This window comes from Nocardioides sp. URHA0020 (assembly GCF_000620705.1).
Taxonomy (GTDB): Bacteria; Actinomycetota; Actinomycetes; order Propionibacteriales; family Nocardioidaceae; genus Nocardioides.
Genome location: NZ_JIAR01000033.1, coordinates 12515 through 28909, shown reverse-complemented (window position 1 = coordinate 28909; position 16395 = coordinate 12515). Strand labels below are relative to the sequence as shown.

Sequence of the window (16395 nt, the reverse complement as noted above, 5' to 3'; positions counted from 1 at the left end):
CAGTTGCCGCGTGCCTGCGCCGGACCCCACTCACGCGCCCACGCTCGCCGTGATCGGCGGCGGCCAGCTGGCCCGGATGATGGCCGAGCCGGCCGCGGCGATGGGTCTCCCGCTGCGGCTGCTCGCCGAGGCCGAGGGCGTCTCGGCGGCCCAGGTGATCGTGGACCACCAGGTCGGCGACTACCGCGACCTCGCCACGCTGCGGGCGGTGACCGCCGGCTGCCGGGTGGTGACCTTCGACCACGAGCACGTCCCGACCGAGCACCTCCATGCGCTGCAGGACGACGGCCTCGCCGTACGTCCCGGGCCGGAGGCACTGGTGCACGCCCAGGACAAGGGCGTGATGCGGGAGCGGCTGGCCGAGCTCGGCATCCCGTGCCCGCGCAACGCCATCGTCTCCTCGGTCGCCGAGGTCGAGGCGTTCGGCTTCCCGTGCGTGCTCAAGACGACGCGCGGCGGGTACGACGGCAAGGGCGTGTGGTTCGTCCGCTCGGTCGAGGACTGCCCGGCGGCCTTCGAGGCGGCCGCCGCGAGCGGCGTCCGACTGCTCGCCGAGGAGCTCGTCGACTTCCGCCGGGAGCTGTCCGCGCTGGTGGCGCGCTCCCCGAGCGGCCAGGCCGCGTCGTACCCCGTCGTCGCCTCGACCCAGAAGGACGGCATCTGCCACGAGGTGATCGCTCCCGCGCCCGGCCTCGACCCGGAGCTCGCGGGCCAGGCCCAGGAGATCGCGCTGCGGGTCGCCGGCGCGCTCGACGTGACCGGGGTGCTGGCGGTCGAGCTCTTCGAGACCAACGACGGGCGGGTGCTCGTCAACGAGCTCGCGATGCGTCCGCACAACACCGGGCACTGGACCCAGGACGGCGCGGTGACCTCGCAGTTCGAGAACCACCTGCGTGCGGTGCTCGACCTGCCGCTGGGCTCGCCGGCGCCGCGGGCCCGGTGGACCGTCATGGTCAACATCCTCGGTGGACCCGACCGACCCGACGGGCAGAGCGTCGGGCGTCTGTACGACGGCTACCCGCACGCCCTGGCGCGCGACCCGCACCTGCGGGTGCACCTCTACGGCAAGGACCTCCGCCCGGGGCGCAAGGTCGGGCACGTCAACGCCTACGGCGATGACCTCGACGAGTGTCTCGAGCGGGCCCGGCACGCGGCCGCGTGGTTCCGGGGCGACCTGGGGAACGAGAGTGAGTGACATGACGGTCGGCATCGTGATGGGGTCGGACTCCGACTGGCCGGTGATGAAGCTCGCCTCGGAGGCGCTCGCCGAGTTCGACGTCGCCTACGAGGCCGACGTCGTCTCCGCGCACCGGATGCCCGAGGAGATGCTCGAGTACGGCCGCTCCGCCGCCGACCGCGGGCTCTCGGTGATCATCGCCGGCGCCGGTGGGGCGGCGCACCTGCCCGGCATGCTCGCCGCGGTCACGCCGCTGCCGGTGATCGGGGTCCCGGTGCCGCTGAAGTACCTCGACGGCATGGACTCGCTGCTCTCCATCGTGCAGATGCCGGCCGGCGTCCCGGTGGCCACCGTCGCCATCGGCGGGGCCCGCAACGCCGGGCTGCTCGCCGTCCGCATCCTCGCGGCGAGCGACCCCACCCTGCAGGAGCGGATGCGGACCTTCCAGGCCGAGCTCAAGGCGACCGCCCAGGAGAAGGGCGCGGTCGTCCGCAACGACGCCGCCCCGCGGCGCGTCGGCTTCTAGCACCGATGACCGGGCACGTCGGTCGGGGCGCGACGGCCGCCGGGCCGGCCTCGACGCCACCTGGCTCTTGACGACGGCAGCGACGATCCGCACCGTTGTCCCATGCTCTCGGCGAGTTGCGTGCGCTGTCCCGCGCCGGCGTTGCAGGTGCCTGACGGCACGTGGTCGTGCCCCGACCACGGCACGACCAGGCCGCTGTGGCGCGCCGAGGAGTCGTCGTACGACGGGTTCGCCGAGCACCTGCGCACGGCGACCGGCTTCCCGACGTACGTGCCCTGGCCGCTGAGCCCGGGCTGGACCCTGACGGACTTCGCCGCGGTGGTGCCGACCCCGGGGCGCGCCACGGCCGTGCTGACCTGCACGTCGGGCACCAGCGAGCTGGACGGTCCCGTCGACGTGCTCGTGGTCGCCGAGGAGGCGGGCACCGGTCTCGGCGCGCGCTGCGCCGGGACGCGCTACACCGACCCGGGCTTCGAGATCGGCCAGCGGCCGCCGTCGGCACGAGTGCGGATCGGCAGCCAGGCGGTGAACCTGTGGGACATCTCGACGAGCCGCGACGACGGGGAGTTCGACCGGTCCGTGCTGGCCGGTGAGGCCGGTGGTCGGTGGCTGTGGATCGTGCTGCGGCCGGCGTCGGCGCTGCTGCTCTTCCGCGACGACTGGATCCTGCGCGACGTGTCCGGCGACGGGCCGCAGCTGGTCGCGCTGCCCTTCGGGGGACACCGGCCCGGCTGGTGACGTCCGGCACGCCCTAGGCTGACGACGTGCGCATCGACCTCCACACGCACTCGCGTGCGAGCGACGGAACGGACACCCCCGCCGAGCTCGTGCGGGCCGCCGCGCGCTCCAGGCTGGACGTCGTGGCCATCACCGACCACGACACCGCGGACGGCTGGGCCGAGGCGGCCGCGACCGCCGTCGACGTCGGCATCACGCTGGTGCCCGGCATGGAGATCAGCACCGGGCTGCGCGGCCGCAGCGTGCACCTGCTCGCCTACCTGCCCGACCCCACCAGCCCGGCGCTGGCCGACGAGCTCAACCGCGTGCTCGCGGGTCGCGAGTCGCGCGTGCCCGAGATGCTGGACCGGCTGCGCCACCTGGGCATCGAGATCGGCGCCGACGACGTGCGCGCCGCCTCGCACGGGGCGGCGGCCACCGGCCGGCCGCACATCGCCGACGCCCTCGTGACGCTCGGCGTGGTGGGGGACCGCACCGAGGCCTTCGACCGCTTCTTGGGAGCCGGGCGCGCGGCGTACGTCAACAGGTACGCCGCTCCCCTGGAGGTGACGATCCGCGCGGTGACCGAGGCCGGCGGGGTGTCGGTGATCGCGCACCCGTGGGGCAGGGGCGGCCTGGGGCGGCCCGACGAGGCGACGCTCGCGCACCTGCACGACGTCGGGCTCGCCGGGATCGAGGTCGACCACCAGGACCACGACGCGGCCGCCCGGGACCAGCTGCGCGCGATGGCGCGCAACGTCGGGCTGGTCGCCACGGGATCGAGCGACTACCACGGCACCGGCAAGATCGACCACGAGCTGGGCTGCAACACCACCGCCCCGGACGAGTACGAGCGGCTGATGGAGCTGGCCCGCGAGGCCGGCGTACGCAGCGAGCGGGTGACGCCGCTGGTCACCGACGGCCCAGCGACTGGAACCGCTTGAGCAGCGAGGTCGGCACCAGTCGTCCGGCCGTCGCGATCGCCTTGTACTGAGCGCTCGGGATCGACCAGGCCTTCCCCTTCGCGTGGTCCTTGAGCGCCTGGGCGACCAGCTCGTCGGCGTCGAGCCACAAGAAGTCGGGGGCGGAGCCGCGGGAGACGTCCATGCGCTCGTGGAACTCGGTCCGGGTGAAGCCCGGGCACAGGCAGGTGACGGTGACGCCCTGGTCGCGGTACTCGTACGCCGCCCACTCCGAGAACGAGTTCACCCACGCCTTGGCGGCGCTGTAGCTGCCGCGGGGGAGGAACGACGCGACGCTCGAGACGTTGATGATCCCACCGCTCCCGCGCCCGGCCATCGGGCCGAGCGCCGCGTGGCTGAGCCGCATCACCGCGGTGACCAGCACGTCCAGCATCGCCTGCTCGTCGTCGACCGGGTTGTCCAGGAAGCGCTTCTTCAGCCCGAAGCCCGCGTTGTTGACCAGCAGGTCGATCGGGCGGTCCGGGTCGGCGAGGCGTGCCTCGACCGTGGCGAGCTGCTCCCGGTCGACCAGGTCGGCGACCAGCACCTCCACCGCGACGCCGTACGTCGCCGTCAGCTCGCTCGCCTCGGCCTCGAGCCGGGCCCGGTCGCGGGCGACCAGGACGAGGTCGTAGCCCTGGATGGCGAGCTGGTGGGCGAAGGACTTCCCGATGCCCGCGGTCGGGCCGGTGACGAGTGCGGTCTGCGACATGTCGCCGAGTCAAGCAGGTGCCTGCGAGATCTCGTCAGGTCGGTCCGGCATGATGGACGCAATGACCACGACACTCGCGATCGCCAACCAGAAGGGCGGCGTCGCCAAGACCACGACCGTCGCGTCGGTGGGTGCCGCGTTGGCCGAGCTGGGCCACTCCGTGCTGCTGGTCGACCTGGACGCGCAGGCGTGCCTGACCTTCTCCCTCGGGATCGACCCCGAGGACCTCGAGCTGTCGGTGCACCAGGTGCTCACCAAGGGCGTCGACCCCACCGAGGTCATCATCGCCACCGAGGACGGTGTCGACCTGATGCCGGCCACGATCGAGCTCGCGCGGGCCGAGGCCGAGCTGCTCACCCGCACCGGCCGCGAGCACGTCATCAAGACCATGATCGAGACGCTCGAGGAGGACGGCGCCGGCTACGACTGGGTGCTGCTCGACTGCCCGCCGTCGCTCGGGGTGATGACGGTCGCGGCGCTCACCGCCGCCGACGGCGTCCTGATCCCGCTGCAGTGCGAGACGCTCTCGCACCGCGGCGTCGGCCAGCTGCTCGACACCGTCCACGACGTGCGCCGCTTCACCAACCGCAAGCTCGAGGTCTGGGGCGTGCTGCCGACGTTGTACGACGGTCGCACCAACCACGCCCGGACGGTGCTCGAGACGATCTCGGAGACCTACGACCTCGAGGTCATCGAGCCGCCGATCCCGAAGACGATCAAGTTCGCCGAGGCACCCGCTGCCGGGCGCTCGATCCTCTCGACCAGCCGCAGCAGCAAGGGCGCCCGCGCCTACCGGGAGGCCGCGGAGAACCTCGTGGCTCGCTCGAAGCGTCCGAAGGCTCGCAAGAAGAAGGCGGGTCGCGCGTCGTGAGCGAGCCCCGGGGGACCCATCGCGCCGTACCCGTGCGGCCGCGCTACGGCCGACTCGTCGCCCTGGGCGTCTCCCTCGCGGTGACCGCGATCGCCGTGCTCGGGTCCGTCGGCGTGCTGCCCTTCTCGAACGGCGACGGGGCCTCCGCCCAGCAGGACTCCCCGGCCGACGACGCCGCCGCGATCGGGCGGGCGGCCCCGCCCACGGCGAGCGCCTCGGCGTCCGCGACGACCACGCTGAAGCAGGCGGCGTCCGGTTCGGCATCGGCATCGGCATCTGTGTCGGCGTCGGCGTCTGTGTCGGCGTCGGCGGACGAGGCCGAGGCGGCGACCGATCCGGCCCGCGACGTGACGCTCCCGGCCGACTCAGGCTCCGGGCGGCGCATCGTCTTCAGCGAGGGCCGGCAGCGGGTCTGGCTGGTCGGCACGGACGGCAAGGTGCAGCGCACCTACCTGGTCTCGGGCAGCGTCTACGACAACCTCGACCCCGGCACCTTCCAGGTCTACTCGCGCTCCGAGCAGGCCCAGGGCATCGACGACTCCGGGACCATGAAGTTCTTCGTGCGCTTCACCCAGGGCGACAACGCGGCCATCGGGTTCCACGACATCCCGGTCTCCGACGGCAAGCCGGTGCAGACCGCCGCCCAGCTCGGTACGCCGCTCTCGCACGGCTGCATCCGACAGAAGGAGGCCGACGCGATCGCGCTCTGGAAGTTCGCGCCGCTCGGCACCGAGGTCGTCGTCACCGCCTGACCTGCGCCGCTGGTCGAGCGCGCGCCGTGCCCGGTGCCAGGGAGTCGGCGGCCAGGCCGGCGGGGGTTGTTGGTGGGGGGTTCGCCCGCGGCGTACTTCTCAGGCATTTCCTGCACTTCTCAGGTGTTGCAACGCCCGAGAAGTGCGGGGATCCCCGGTGAACCGGGGATCCCTGGGGCCCATGAGGTCAAGGCGCCGCGGTCGTCGCGGCCTGGCGGTCGGCGGCGTACTTCTCAGGCACTTCCTGCACTTCTCAGGTGTTGCAACGCCCGAGAAGTGCGGGGATCCCCGGTGAACCGGGGATCCCTGGGGCGCACGAGATCATTCCGCGGCAGGAGCCTTGTCCGTACCACCCGTGCCACCAGCGCCGCCGGAGCGGCGACGACGGTTGCGGTTGCGGTTGCGGCTGGGACCGGCCGGGGCGTCGCCGCCTTCGGCGGGCGCTCCGGCACCAGCACCAGCACCACCGCCAGCACCAGCACTAGCAGGTGCCTCACCGCCGGAGCGGGTGCGCGTCCGGTTGCGGTCACGGTTGGACCGCTCGCCGCCGCGGTTGCGGTCACCGCCACGGTCCCGGTCGCCGCCACGGTCCTCGCGCGGCTTGCGCTCGACCGGCGCCGGGTCGACGATGCGGCCCTTGGTGCCGGGGGCGATGCCCTGGTCGTGGTAGAGGTGCTCGGAGGTCGAGTACGTCTCCTGCGGCTCGTCGAAGGGCAGGTCGAGCGTCTTGTTGATCATCTTCCAGCGCGCGATGTCGGGCCAGTCGACGAACGTGATCGCGGTGCCGGTGGCGCCCGCGCGGCCGGTGCGGCCGATCCGGTGGACGTAGGTCTTGTCGTCCTCGGGGCAGGTGTAGTTGATGACGTGCGAGACGCCGGCGACGTCGATGCCGCGCGCGGCGACGTCGGTGGCGACCAGGACCCGGATCTTGTCCTCGCGGAACTTCGCGAGGGCCTTCTCGCGGGCCACCTGGGCCATGTCGCCGTGCAGGGGGCTCGCGCTGAAGCCGCGCTCGATCAGGTCGTCGGCGACCCGCTGCGCCTGACGCTTGGTGCGGGTGAAGACGATGATCTTGCCGGCGTCCTCGGCCTGCAGCACGCGGCCGATGATCTCGGGCTTGTCGAGGTCGTGGGCCTGGTAGATGAACTGCGCGGTGGCCGGCACGGTCGCGTTCTCGTACGACGACTCGGCGCGGATGTTCATCGGGTGGCGCATGTGGGTGCGGGCAAGCGAGACGATCGCGGCCGGCATCGTCGCCGAGAAGAGCATGGTCTGGCGGGTCTCGGGGGTCATCGACAGGAGCCGCTCGACGTCGGGCAGGAAGCCGAGGTCCAGCATCTCGTCGGCCTCGTCGAGCACGAGCGCGTGCACGTGCGAGAGGTCCAGCGCGCGGCGGTTGGCCAGGTCGATCAGGCGACCGGGCGTGCCGACGACGATGTCGACGCCGCTCTCGAGCGTGTCGAGCTGGGTGTCGTAGCCGACGCCGCCGTACACGGTCAGGACCCGGAGGCCGAGGTCCTTGCTCGCGAGGTGGAGGTCGTTGGAGACCTGGAGCGCGAGCTCACGGGTCGGGGCGACGATGAGCGCCTGCGGCTTGCCCTGGGGCAGGTCGGCGTACGCCGGGTCGGTCATCGTGACGCTGCGCTGCAGCACCGGGATGCCGAACGCGAGGGTCTTGCCGGTGCCGGTGCGGGCCTGGCCGATGAGATCGGTGCCCAGCAGCGCGACGGAGAGGGTCATCTCCTGGATGGCGAAGGGAGTGGTGATGCCAGCGCGCTCGAGCGCGTCGCAGATCTCGGGCAGGACGCCGAGCTCTCGGAACGTGGTCGTCAGTGTCTTCTGCTTTCGTGAGTCAGCCGGGTGTCAACCGATTGAACGTCGGATGCGGCGGACTCAGAATGGTCTGCCGCGCACATGCGGCGAGGTTGCAGACGCGACCTCGGTCACCTGCAGTCTATCTGTAGGGTGCGCACGTGCCCCCATCCGCGCCGCCGCCCGCACCGGACGAAACACCGGTGGCCTTCCAGGACCCGCAGTACCGCGAAGCGGTGGTCGACCTGCTGGCGGCGATCGCGTACGGCGAGATCTCGGCCTTCGAGCGCCTGGCCGAGGACGCCAAGCTGGCGCCGACGCTCGAGGACAAGGTCGCGATCGCGACGATGGCCTCCGCCGAGCTCGGTCACGTCGCGCGCCTGCGCGAGCGCCTGAGCGCGCTGGGGGCCGACCCGTTCGCGGCGATGGCGCCCTTCCGAGCGCCGATCGACAAGTTCCACGAGCACACCGCCCCGGCCGACTGGTTCGAGGGCCTGATCAAGGCCTACGTCGGCGACGGCATGGCCAACGACTTCTACCGCGAGATCGCGGCCTACCTCGACGCCGACACCCGCGACCTGATCGTGGCCTCGCTCGAGGACTCCGGGCAGCACTCCGCCTTCGTGGTGGACCGGGTGCGCGCCGCCATCGCCGCCGACCCGCGCCTCGGCGGCCGGCTCGCCCTGTGGGGCCGCCGGCTGATGGGGGAGGCGCTCACGCAGGCCCAGCGGGTGGCCGCCGACCGGGACGCGCTGACCGCGCTGCTCGCCGGCGGGATCGACCGGCCCGGGCTCGACCTCGCCGCGCTCGGCCGGATGTTCGCCCGGATCACCGAGCGGCACGCCGAGCGGATGGCCGAGCTCGGGCTCGACAGCTGAGCCGGCTCAGGCGTGCCGGCGACCAGTGACGGTCGCGGTGAGCATCACCAGCACGGCCGCGGCAGCGACCTGCCAGCCGTGTCGCCACCAGTCGACGCCGTACGTCTCCGGGTCGAAGAGCTGGCGGTAGGCGAAGTCGCCCAGCAGGCAGCCGCCGATGCCGCACAGGATCGTCAGCCACAGCGGTACGTCGTCGCGCTGGCCGGGAGCGACCAGCTTGCCGAGCACGCCGATGACGGTGCCACCGATCACGGCCCAGAGCAGAGCGGTGATCATGCGGTGATCATGCTCCTAGGACGTCAGCCCCGGAAGCCGACCTGGCCCACGGTGCTGTGGCCCAGCTCGACGTAGGCGAGCTTCGCGACCGGCACGATCAGCCGACGGCCCTTGGCGTCCTTGAGGTTGAGCACCCCGTCGCCCGACACGGCGTCGGCGACGAGCTTCTCGAGGGCCTCAGCGGTCTCCTCGACGTCGATGGTCAACTCACGGGCGGCGTTCTGGACGCCGATCTTGACCTCCATGAGGTCCTCCTTCATTGCGGTTCTCGGGGGTGGTGCTCCGCGGTCGGGTGGTCCGCAGGTGGATCAGGGGTGGGTCAGTGGTCGTCGGTGAGCGGGTAGCCGCGGATGCCGCGCCAGGCCAGTCCGGCCACCAGGGCGGCGGCGTCGTTGCGGCTGATCTCGCCGGGGTCCGAGAGCCAGAACCGGGCGCTCACCTGAGCCATTCCCACGAGGGAGACGGCGAGCAGCCGCGAGGCGTCGTCCGGCAGCCCGGTGTCGTCGTGGATGACGTGCGCGATCATCGCCGCGCACTCGATGGTGACCCGGTCGACGTGCTCGCGCACGGCGGGCTCGTTGGTCAGGTCCGACTCGAAGACCAGGCGGAAGGCGCCGGTGTCGCTGGCGACGTACTCGAAGAAGACGTCCATCGTCGCCGCGACGCGGTGCTTGTTGTCCGGGGTGGACTCGAGCGCGTGGCGGGTGTTGTCGATGATCGTGTCGCAGGACCGGTCGAGCAGCGCGAGGTAGAGGTCGAGCTTGCCGGGGAAGTGCTGGTAGAGCACCGGCTTGGAGACCCCCGCGCGCTCGGCGATGTCGTCCATCGCCGCCGCGTGGTAGCCCTGGGCCACGAACACCTCGAGGGCGGACTCCATCAGCTGGGCGCGTCGCTCCCGCCGGGGCATCCGGGCGCCGCGAGGTCTCGCGGGTGCGTCGTACTGCTCTGCCGTCACGCGGCGAACACTACCCGTGGGGCGGTGCCGTCCGGATGACGGGACGCGGCGATCCGCGTGGGGCCGCGGCGGGGAACATGGCAGGAGCCGCGGTTGTTCGGACCGACGAGAGCAATTCCGACAGACATTTGTCAGAGCAATACCCGAGGAGTACGCCGTGTCCTTTCCCGCGCTCGTGGAGCCCGCGGCCGAGCTGACCATCGACGAGGTGCGTCGCTACAGCCGCCACCTGATCATCCCGGACGTGGGGATGACGGGTCAGAAGCGGCTCAAGAACGCCCGCGTGCTGGTGATCGGCGCCGGCGGTCTCGGCAGCCCCGCCCTGCTCTACCTGGCCGCGGCCGGCGTGCACACGCTCGGCATCGCGGAGTTCGACGAGGTCGACGAGTCCAACCTGCAGCGCCAGATCATCCACGGCCAGTCCGACATCGGGAAGTCCAAGGCGGTGTCGGCCAAGGAGTCGATCGCCGAGACGAACCCGTACGTCGAGGTGATCCTGCACGAGCAGCGTCTCGACAACGACAACGTCCTGGACGTCTTCAAGGGCTACGACCTGATCGTCGACGGCACCGACAACTTCGCGACCCGCTACATGGTCAACGACGCGGCGTACTTCCTGGGGATCCCGTACGTCTGGGGCTCCATCTACCGCTTCGACGGCCAGGCCTCGGTCTTCGCGCCGTCGCTCTCCGACGACGCGCCGTGCTACCGCTGCCTCTACCCCGAGCCGCCGCCGCCGGGCATGGTCCCGAGCTGCGCGGAGGGTGGCGTGCTCGGCGTGCTCTGCGCCTCGATCGGCTCGATCCAGGTCAACGAGGCCATCAAGCTGCTGACCGGCATCGGCGAGCCGCTGGTCGGCAAGCTGATGATCTACGACGCCCTCGAAATGGAGTACCGCAAGCTGAAGGTCCGCAAGGACCCCAACTGCGCGCTCTGCGGTGAGCACCCGACCGTCACCGGCCTCATCGACTACGAGGCCTTCTGCGGTGCGATCTCCGACGAGGCGGCCGACGCCGCAGCCGGCTCGACGATCTCCGTCACCACGCTCGAGCACATGATCAAGGAGCGCGAGGAGGGCACCCGCGACTTCTTCCTGGTCGACGTGCGCGAGCCGAACGAGTACGAGATCAACCGGATCCCGGGCTCGGTGCTGATCCCCAAGGGCGACTTCCTCAACGGCTCCGCCCTCGAGCAGCTCCCGAGCGACAAGCAGATCGTCATGCACTGCAAGTCGGGCGTGCGCTCGGCCGAGACGCTCGCGATCGTGAAGGGCGCCGGGTACGCCGACGCCGTGCACGTGGGCGGTGGCGTGGTCGCGTGGGTCAAGCAGATCGACCCCTCGCAGCCCACGTACTGAGCTCGCTCCGCGTAACCAGGCTCATGCACCCGTCGTTGACGGGTGCATGAGCCTTTCACGATCCCAGCTGGCCGCCGTGCTCGCGGCCGTGACCATCACGATCATGACCGCCGCCTTCCTGACCGTCGGCCCGTCCCGCGCCGACGGCGCCACCGCGTGGGCGCCGGCCGGCAGTGCAGCGATCCACCCCGGCACGATGATGTACACGGCGGGTGCCCAGTGCACCGCCAACTTCGTCTACACCGACGGGTCCGGCGCCGTGTACGTCGGCTACGCCGCCCACTGCGCGGGCACCGGCGAGGCCACCGACACCAACGGCTGCAACGTCAGCTCGCTGCCGCTCGGCACCAAGGTGACGTTCAACGAGGGCGGCAGCCTCCTCGACGAGGGGACGCAGGTCGGCACCGGCACCCTGGCCTACTCCTCGTGGGACACGATGAAGAAGGTCGGCGAGCGCGACGCCAACACCTGCGCCTACAACGACCTGGCGCTGGTGAAGGTCGCCGCCGCCGACGTCGCCAAGGTGAACCCGTCGATCCCGTTCTGGGGTGGCCCGACCGGCATCGATACCAACGGCACCGCCGCCGGTGACCGCGTCTACACCTTCGGCAACTCCAGCCTGCGCGCCGGTGTCGAGGTGCTCTCGCCGCACACCGGCGTCAGCCTCGGCGACGACGCCGCCGATGGCGGCTGGTCGCACCCCCTCTACACCGTGAGCCCGGGTGTGCCCGGCGACTCCGGCTCGGCGTTCGTCAGCGCCGACGGCAAGGCGATCGGCGTGCTGTCCACGCTCGGTCTCGCGCCCCTGCCGCTCTCGAACAACATCGGCGACCTCGGCAAGGAGCTCGCCTACGCCCAGCAGCACTCCGGCATCTCGGGACTGCGGCTGGTCAACGGCACGGAGGCCTTCTCGCCCGTCCTCTGACGCCTGGATCCACGCGGCGTGGCCCCGGCCAGGGTGTCCCGGTAGGTTGCCGAGCATGACCGCTCGGCGCGCCGGCACCCTGGCCGTGGCGCTGGTGGCCGCGGGGGTGCTGCTCTCGGTGCTGCTGGTGACCTGGGCCGCCTCCATCGGTCCGAGCGAGGTCCTGCACGGCGCCGGGCCGTCGCCGGCGACGCCGACCGCCGTACCGTCCAGCGCCGCGGCCACCCCGTCCAGCGACGACGAGACCGCTCCGGACCCGGACGACGGTCCGAACAACGCGGCCCTGCTCCGCGTGCTGGCCCTCGTGCTCAACCTCGCCACGCTGGTGGTCGCCCTCGTGCTGCTGGGCCGGATGCTGCGCTGGCTGGTCCGGGCCCGGCGCGTACGCCGCGCCCGTCAGCTGCGCGAGGCCGCGCTCGGCGGCTCCGGCTTCGCGGTCATCGAGCCCGGTGCGGCAGTCGCGCGGGAGCTGATCGCCGACGCCGAGGGGCAGCGCGACGCCCTGGCCGGGGACACCCCGCGCAACGCGGTCGTGGCGTGCTGGCAGCGGTTCGAGACCGCCGCGGGAGCCGCGGGGATCGAGCGGCGGGAGTGGGAGACGTCGTCCGAGCACACCATCCGGGTCCTGGACCTGGCGGCGGCCGACCCGGCCGCGGTCTCGCGGCTGGCCCGGCTCTACCGCGAGGCCCGCTTCTCCGAGCACCAGCTGACCGAGGACGACCGGGCCGCGGCGCTCGAGTCGCTCGAGGCGATCCACCGCACCATCGGGGCCCCGGCGTGAGGCGCCTGCGGACCCGGTGGGGTCGACGGCTCGTCGGCGGGGTGGCCGGGTTCCTCGGTGCCGAGCTGCTGCTCACCCTGGTCGACGCCGGTCCGGACCCGCTGCGGCTCGCCCTGCTCGTCGCGACCTGCACCGTGCTGCTGGGCCTGGTGCTCGACGCGCTCGACGACGCCGAGCCGTCCTGGAGCGTGGAGGTCGAGGAGCCGTCGGTGCGCGACTCTGGGGAGACCCGAATGGTGCGCTACGTCGGGCTGATCGAGGCCCACGAGTCCTCTCGCGCGCCCGACCGCGCCCTGCGCGACCGGCTCGGCGTCCTCGCCGACCAGGTCCTCCAGCAGCGGCACGGGCTGCGGCGCGACGACCCCGGAGCCGGCGTACTGCTGGGGCCCGAGCTGAGCGAGATGCTCGACGGTCCGCCGCGGCGTCTGAGCCGCGCCGAGATCTCCCACTACCTGTCCACGATCGAGGAGCTGTGAAGCGATGACCGAGCCAGTAGCCGGGACCCTGTCCGTGCGTCAGGCCGCCGACCTGGCCGGTCGCGTGGTCGCGGAGGTCGAGAAGGCCGTCGTCGGCAAGCGCCAGGCCCTGTGGCAGGTGCTGGCCGCCGTCCTGGCGAAGGGTCACGTCCTCCTCGAGGACTACCCGGGCCTGGGCAAGACGCTCGCGGCCCGGTCCTTCGCGCAGGCGCTCGGGCTCGACTTCCGCCGCGCGCAGTTCACCCCCGACCTGCTGCCGGCCGACCTCACCGGCTCCTTCGTCTACGACCAGCGCGAGTCCCGCTTCGAGTTCCGGCGCGGGCCGATCTTCACCGGGCTGCTGCTCGCCGACGAGATCAACCGGACCCCGCCCAAGACCCAGTCCGCGCTCCTGGAGGCGATGCAGGAGCGGCAGGTCACCGTCGAGGGCGAGACCTTCCCGCTGGCCGCGCCCTTCCACGTGCTGGCGACCGCCAACCCGATCGAGTACGAGGGCACCTACCCGCTCCCCGAGGCGCAGCTCGACCGGTTCCTGCTGCGGGTCAGCTTCGGCTACCCGTCGCCCGGCGAGGAGTACGACGTCCTCGCGCGGCGCCTCGACCGGCGCCAGGAGGAGGTCGAGCTGGAGCGGATCACCGACGCCGACGGCCTCCTGGCCATGCAGGCCGCGGTCGAGACGGTCACCGTCGACGAGAGCGTCGGTCGCTACTGCGTCGACCTCGCCACCGCCACCCGCACCCATGCCGACGTGCTCACGGGGGCCTCGCCGCGCGGCTCGCTCGGCCTGGTGCTGGCCGCCCGGGCCTTCGCCCTGATGCGCGGTCGCGACTACGTCATCCCGGAGGACGTGAAGGCGGTCGCCCGTCCGGTGCTCGCGCACCGGATCACGGTGCGCCCGGAGCTGTGGATGTCGGAGGCCAGCGGTCGCGGTGTCGTGGACGCCGTGCTCGCCAAGGTCGCGACCCCGAGCACGCTCGAGCGCCGATGAGCGTGCCGCGATGACCTCGCCCGACGCCCGGTGGCGCCCCACGGCGGCGCTCGGCCGGGCGCTCGTCACCGCCGCCGTCGCGGTCGCCGCGGCGCTGCTGTTCGGCGACCCGTCCCTGGTCGTGATCGCGGTGCCGTTCGTGGCGCTCTCGACCCTCGGTCTGCTGCACCGTCCCACGCGGGTGCCGACCTGCCAGGCGCGGCTCGACCACGTCGCGCTGCACGAGGGCCAGGGCACGACCTCGCGGCTGAGCGTCACGGACGCCGACGACGCGGAGTACCTCACCCGGTCGCACGGGCGGCCGCCGTACGTCGCGGTGCGGCCCCAGCGCGGCCAGGTCGGGGCGCTGCTGGCCGGGCCCGACGGACCGGCGCCGACGATCGAGCTCAGCCCACGGCGCTGGGGGCGTCGCTACCTGGGCGACGAGAAGGTGGCGCTGGTGACGCCGTGGGCCGGCTACCGGTTCGGTCCCGTGTCGCTGGCCGGCCAGCAGCTGCGCGTGCTGCCGACGACGGCGGCGTACGACTCGCGAGCCGACGCCCCGCAGCCCGTGGGCCTGGTCGGCGCGCACCGCTCGCAGCGTCCGGGCGGCGGCACCGAGCTGGCCGGGATCCGGCCGTTCATGGCCGGCGACCGGCTCCGCCGGGTCAACTGGCGGGTCTCCCTGCGGACGGGCGACCTGCACGTCGTCAGCACCCGCGCCGAGGAGGACACCGGCGTGCTCCTGGTCGTCGACGCGCTGGCCGACCACGGTGCCTCCGGTGGAGTGGACGGCACGCCGAGCAGCCTCGACCTGTCGGTGCGCGCCGCCTCGGCCATCGCCGAGCACCACGTCCGGTCGGGCGACCGGGTGGCGCTGCGGGTCGTCGGCCGGGGGCGTGAGCTCGTGGGCTTCGGCACCGGCGCCCGGCACCTGCGGCGGCTCCAGCACACGCTGGCCGGGCTGCGCGTCGGTGACGTCGCCGAGGCCGACGCCGGCGTGCTGCAGCTCGGGGTCACGGCCGGCACGGTCGTGGTCGTGCTCTCGCCGATGCTGGCCGAGTCGATCGGCGCGGTGGCTGCGACCCTCACCAGGCGGGGCGTGCCCGTGCTGGTCGTCGACACCCTGCCGCCGGACGTGCGCCCGGCGCTCGTGACGGAGACCGACCCGGAGGTCGCGGCGCTCGCCTGGCGGATGCGCAGCCTGGAGCGGGCAGCGGTGCTGCGGCGCCTGGCGTCGCTCGGTTGCCCGGTGGTCGCCTGGCGGGGTCCGGGCACCATCGACGACGTGCTGCGCCGGCTGGCCCGCCGGGCCGGTCAGCCCCGGGTGGTGGCCCGGTGAACGCGGCCCTCACCAGCGTCGCCGAGCTCTCGCGCAGCCAGCTGGTGCTGCGTGCGCTGATCGTGCTGGGACCGATGATCGCCGTCCTCGCGGCGGGCCCGGCCGGACACTGGCCGCCGTGGTGGGTGGCGGCCGGGATGCTGGCGCTGGCGGGCGTCTTCGCCGCCGTGCCCGAGTCCCCGGTCGGTGGGGGCGTGATGCTCGCGGTCCTCGGGTGGTGGGCGGTCGCGCTCGACGACGGGCTGCACCCGGCCGTGCTGGTGGCGGCGGTCGCCCTGCTGGTCACCCACCTCGCGTCGGTGCTCGCGTCGTACGGTCCGGGCGAGATGCCGGTCGAGCGGGCGCTGGTGTGGTTGTGGGTGCGCCGCGGCGCGGTGGTCCTGCTCGGCGTACCGCTGGTGTGGGGCCTCGCGGTGCTGCTGCGCGACCAGCCCGACCAGCCCGGGGTGTGGGTCGTGGGCCTGGTCGCGGGCCTGGTCACCACCGTCGTAGCGGCCGTCGTGCTGACCGCGCCGCAGCCCGGGGAGGACCGCGGATGAGCCTGGACCACGAGGAGTACGTCGAGCTGGTGCTGCGCTGCGTCGAGGCGGTGCCGCGCGGACGCGTGACGACGTACGGCGCGATCGCGGAGGTCGTCGGCGCGGTGGCCGGAGGCGGCGGCCCGCGGCTGGTCGGCAACGTGATGGCGTCGCACGGCGCCGGGATGCCGTGGTGGCGGGTGGTCCGGGCCGACGGGTCGCTCCCGCCGAGCCACCAGGACGAGGCGCGGCAGTCCTACCTCGAGGAGGGCACGCCCCTGCGCCCCTCGGGCAACGTCGACATCCGGCTCGCGCTGTGGCGCCCGCCGGCGCCCGACCTGCGTCGAGACACCTGAACCGGCTGTCGGACCGACGTCCTGAGAGCCACCTG

General features: G+C 72.8%; 20 protein-coding genes. 15 read left to right on the top strand and 5 right to left on the bottom strand.

What is annotated here, in order from left to right; genetic code table 11:
• The first annotated feature begins 10 nt into the window (after nt 1-10).
• The 4 genes from N542_RS0102605 to N542_RS0102590 all read left to right on the top strand — a co-directional run bounded on the left by N542_RS0102605 (nt 11) and on the right by N542_RS0102590 (nt 3364).
• Complete coding sequence (locus N542_RS0102605) at nt 11-1195, top strand: 5-(carboxyamino)imidazole ribonucleotide synthase (RefSeq protein WP_028642605.1); 1185 nt, start codon at nt 11-13, stop codon at nt 1193-1195.
• 1 nt (nt 1196) lies between these two features.
• A complete protein-coding gene (purE, locus tag N542_RS0102600; protein ID WP_028642604.1) occupies nt 1197-1703 on the top strand; it encodes a 5-(carboxyamino)imidazole ribonucleotide mutase in 507 nt (168 codons plus the stop codon).
• Between the two features lie 102 nt (nt 1704-1805).
• Nucleotides 1806-2441 (top strand): DUF6758 family protein, encoded by a 636-nt coding sequence (locus N542_RS0102595; protein ID WP_028642603.1) that lies wholly within the window; start codon nt 1806-1808, stop codon nt 2439-2441.
• A gap of 26 nt (nt 2442-2467) precedes the next feature.
• The gene (locus tag N542_RS0102590; RefSeq protein WP_028642602.1) at nt 2468-3364 is read left to right on the top strand and encodes a PHP domain-containing protein; all 897 of its coding nucleotides are present in this window, start codon (nt 2468-2470) and stop codon (nt 3362-3364) included.
• Here N542_RS0102590 and N542_RS0102585 read toward each other — a convergent pair.
• On the bottom strand, nt 3333-4094 hold the full coding sequence (locus N542_RS0102585; RefSeq protein ID WP_028642601.1) for an SDR family NAD(P)-dependent oxidoreductase: 762 nt from the start codon (nt 4092-4094) through the stop codon (nt 3333-3335). The genes N542_RS0102590 and N542_RS0102585 overlap by 32 nt on opposite strands.
• Before the next feature lie 61 nt (nt 4095-4155).
• Between N542_RS0102585 and N542_RS0102580 the strand changes: the two genes are divergently transcribed.
• Together N542_RS0102580 and N542_RS26310 are read left to right on the top strand one after the other, a co-directional pair.
• Nucleotides 4156-4965 carry a ParA family protein gene (locus tag N542_RS0102580; RefSeq protein WP_028642600.1) on the top strand — a complete coding sequence of 270 codons (810 nt, stop codon included), beginning with the start codon at nt 4156-4158 and terminating at the stop codon, nt 4963-4965.
• On the top strand, nt 4962-5717 hold the full coding sequence (locus N542_RS26310; protein WP_081794986.1) for a L,D-transpeptidase: 756 nt from the start codon (nt 4962-4964) through the stop codon (nt 5715-5717). Before N542_RS0102580 ends, N542_RS26310 begins: the two co-directional genes overlap by 4 nt.
• Nucleotides 5718-6038: 321 nt before the next feature.
• Here the strand turns inward: N542_RS26310 and N542_RS23025 are convergent, their stop codons facing one another.
• The gene (locus tag N542_RS23025) at nt 6039-7457 is read right to left on the bottom strand and encodes a DEAD/DEAH box helicase (protein ID WP_231482396.1); all 1419 of its coding nucleotides are present in this window, start codon (nt 7455-7457) and stop codon (nt 6039-6041) included.
• Nucleotides 7458-7690: 233 nt separating this feature from the next.
• Between N542_RS23025 and N542_RS0102560 the strand changes: the two genes are divergently transcribed.
• Nucleotides 7691-8407 (top strand): ferritin-like fold-containing protein, encoded by a 717-nt coding sequence (locus N542_RS0102560; RefSeq protein WP_051551319.1) that lies wholly within the window; start codon nt 7691-7693, stop codon nt 8405-8407.
• 6 nt (nt 8408-8413) lie between these two features.
• Here N542_RS0102560 and N542_RS0102555 read toward each other — a convergent pair whose 3' ends face one another.
• The 3 genes from N542_RS0102555 to N542_RS0102545 all read right to left on the bottom strand — a co-directional run bounded on the left by N542_RS0102555 (nt 8414) and on the right by N542_RS0102545 (nt 9590).
• Nucleotides 8414-8683 carry a hypothetical protein gene (locus N542_RS0102555; RefSeq protein ID WP_028642598.1) on the bottom strand — a complete coding sequence of 90 codons (270 nt, stop codon included), beginning with the start codon at nt 8681-8683 and terminating at the stop codon, nt 8414-8416.
• A gap of 23 nt (nt 8684-8706) precedes the next feature.
• Nucleotides 8707-8928: a DUF3107 domain-containing protein gene (locus N542_RS0102550; protein WP_028642597.1), complete on the bottom strand. Its 222-nt coding sequence runs from the start codon at nt 8926-8928 to the stop codon at nt 8707-8709.
• Between the two features lie 74 nt (nt 8929-9002).
• Nucleotides 9003-9590 carry a TetR/AcrR family transcriptional regulator gene (locus tag N542_RS0102545; protein ID WP_051551318.1) on the bottom strand — a complete coding sequence of 196 codons (588 nt, stop codon included), beginning with the start codon at nt 9588-9590 and terminating at the stop codon, nt 9003-9005.
• A 205-nt stretch (nt 9591-9795) separates the two neighbouring features.
• On the opposite strand from N542_RS0102545, the gene moeZ reads away from it, so the two are divergent.
• The 8 genes from moeZ to N542_RS0102505 are packed head-to-tail and all read left to right on the top strand — an operon-like array spanning nt 9796 to nt 16360.
• Nucleotides 9796-10995: an adenylyltransferase/sulfurtransferase MoeZ gene (gene moeZ / locus N542_RS0102540; protein WP_028642595.1), complete on the top strand. Its 1200-nt coding sequence runs from the start codon at nt 9796-9798 to the stop codon at nt 10993-10995.
• 46 nt (nt 10996-11041) lie between these two features.
• On the top strand, nt 11042-11920 hold the full coding sequence (locus N542_RS0102535; RefSeq protein WP_036506142.1) for a hypothetical protein: 879 nt from the start codon (nt 11042-11044) through the stop codon (nt 11918-11920).
• Between the two features lie 55 nt (nt 11921-11975).
• Nucleotides 11976-12701, top strand: coding sequence for a DUF4129 domain-containing protein (locus N542_RS26305; RefSeq protein ID WP_028642593.1), 726 nt, complete (start codon nt 11976-11978; stop codon nt 12699-12701).
• Nucleotides 12698-13177, top strand: a complete 480-nt coding sequence (locus N542_RS0102525; RefSeq protein WP_028642592.1) for a hypothetical protein — start codon at nt 12698-12700, stop codon at nt 13175-13177. The genes N542_RS26305 and N542_RS0102525 overlap by 4 nt, the downstream gene beginning before the upstream one ends.
• A gap of 4 nt (nt 13178-13181) precedes the next feature.
• A complete protein-coding gene (locus N542_RS0102520; protein ID WP_028642591.1) occupies nt 13182-14165 on the top strand; it encodes an AAA family ATPase in 984 nt (327 codons plus the stop codon).
• A gap of 10 nt (nt 14166-14175) precedes the next feature.
• Complete coding sequence (locus N542_RS0102515; RefSeq protein WP_028642590.1) at nt 14176-15486, top strand: DUF58 domain-containing protein; 1311 nt, start codon at nt 14176-14178, stop codon at nt 15484-15486.
• Entirely contained in the window at nt 15483-16025 is a 543-nt protein-coding gene (locus N542_RS0102510; protein WP_028642589.1) for a hypothetical protein, read from the top strand. Before N542_RS0102515 ends, N542_RS0102510 begins: the two co-directional genes overlap by 4 nt.
• Complete coding sequence (locus tag N542_RS0102505) at nt 16022-16360, top strand: MGMT family protein (RefSeq protein ID WP_036506139.1); 339 nt, start codon at nt 16022-16024, stop codon at nt 16358-16360. The genes N542_RS0102510 and N542_RS0102505 overlap by 4 nt, the downstream gene beginning before the upstream one ends.
• Nucleotides 16361-16395 lie beyond the last annotated feature (35 nt).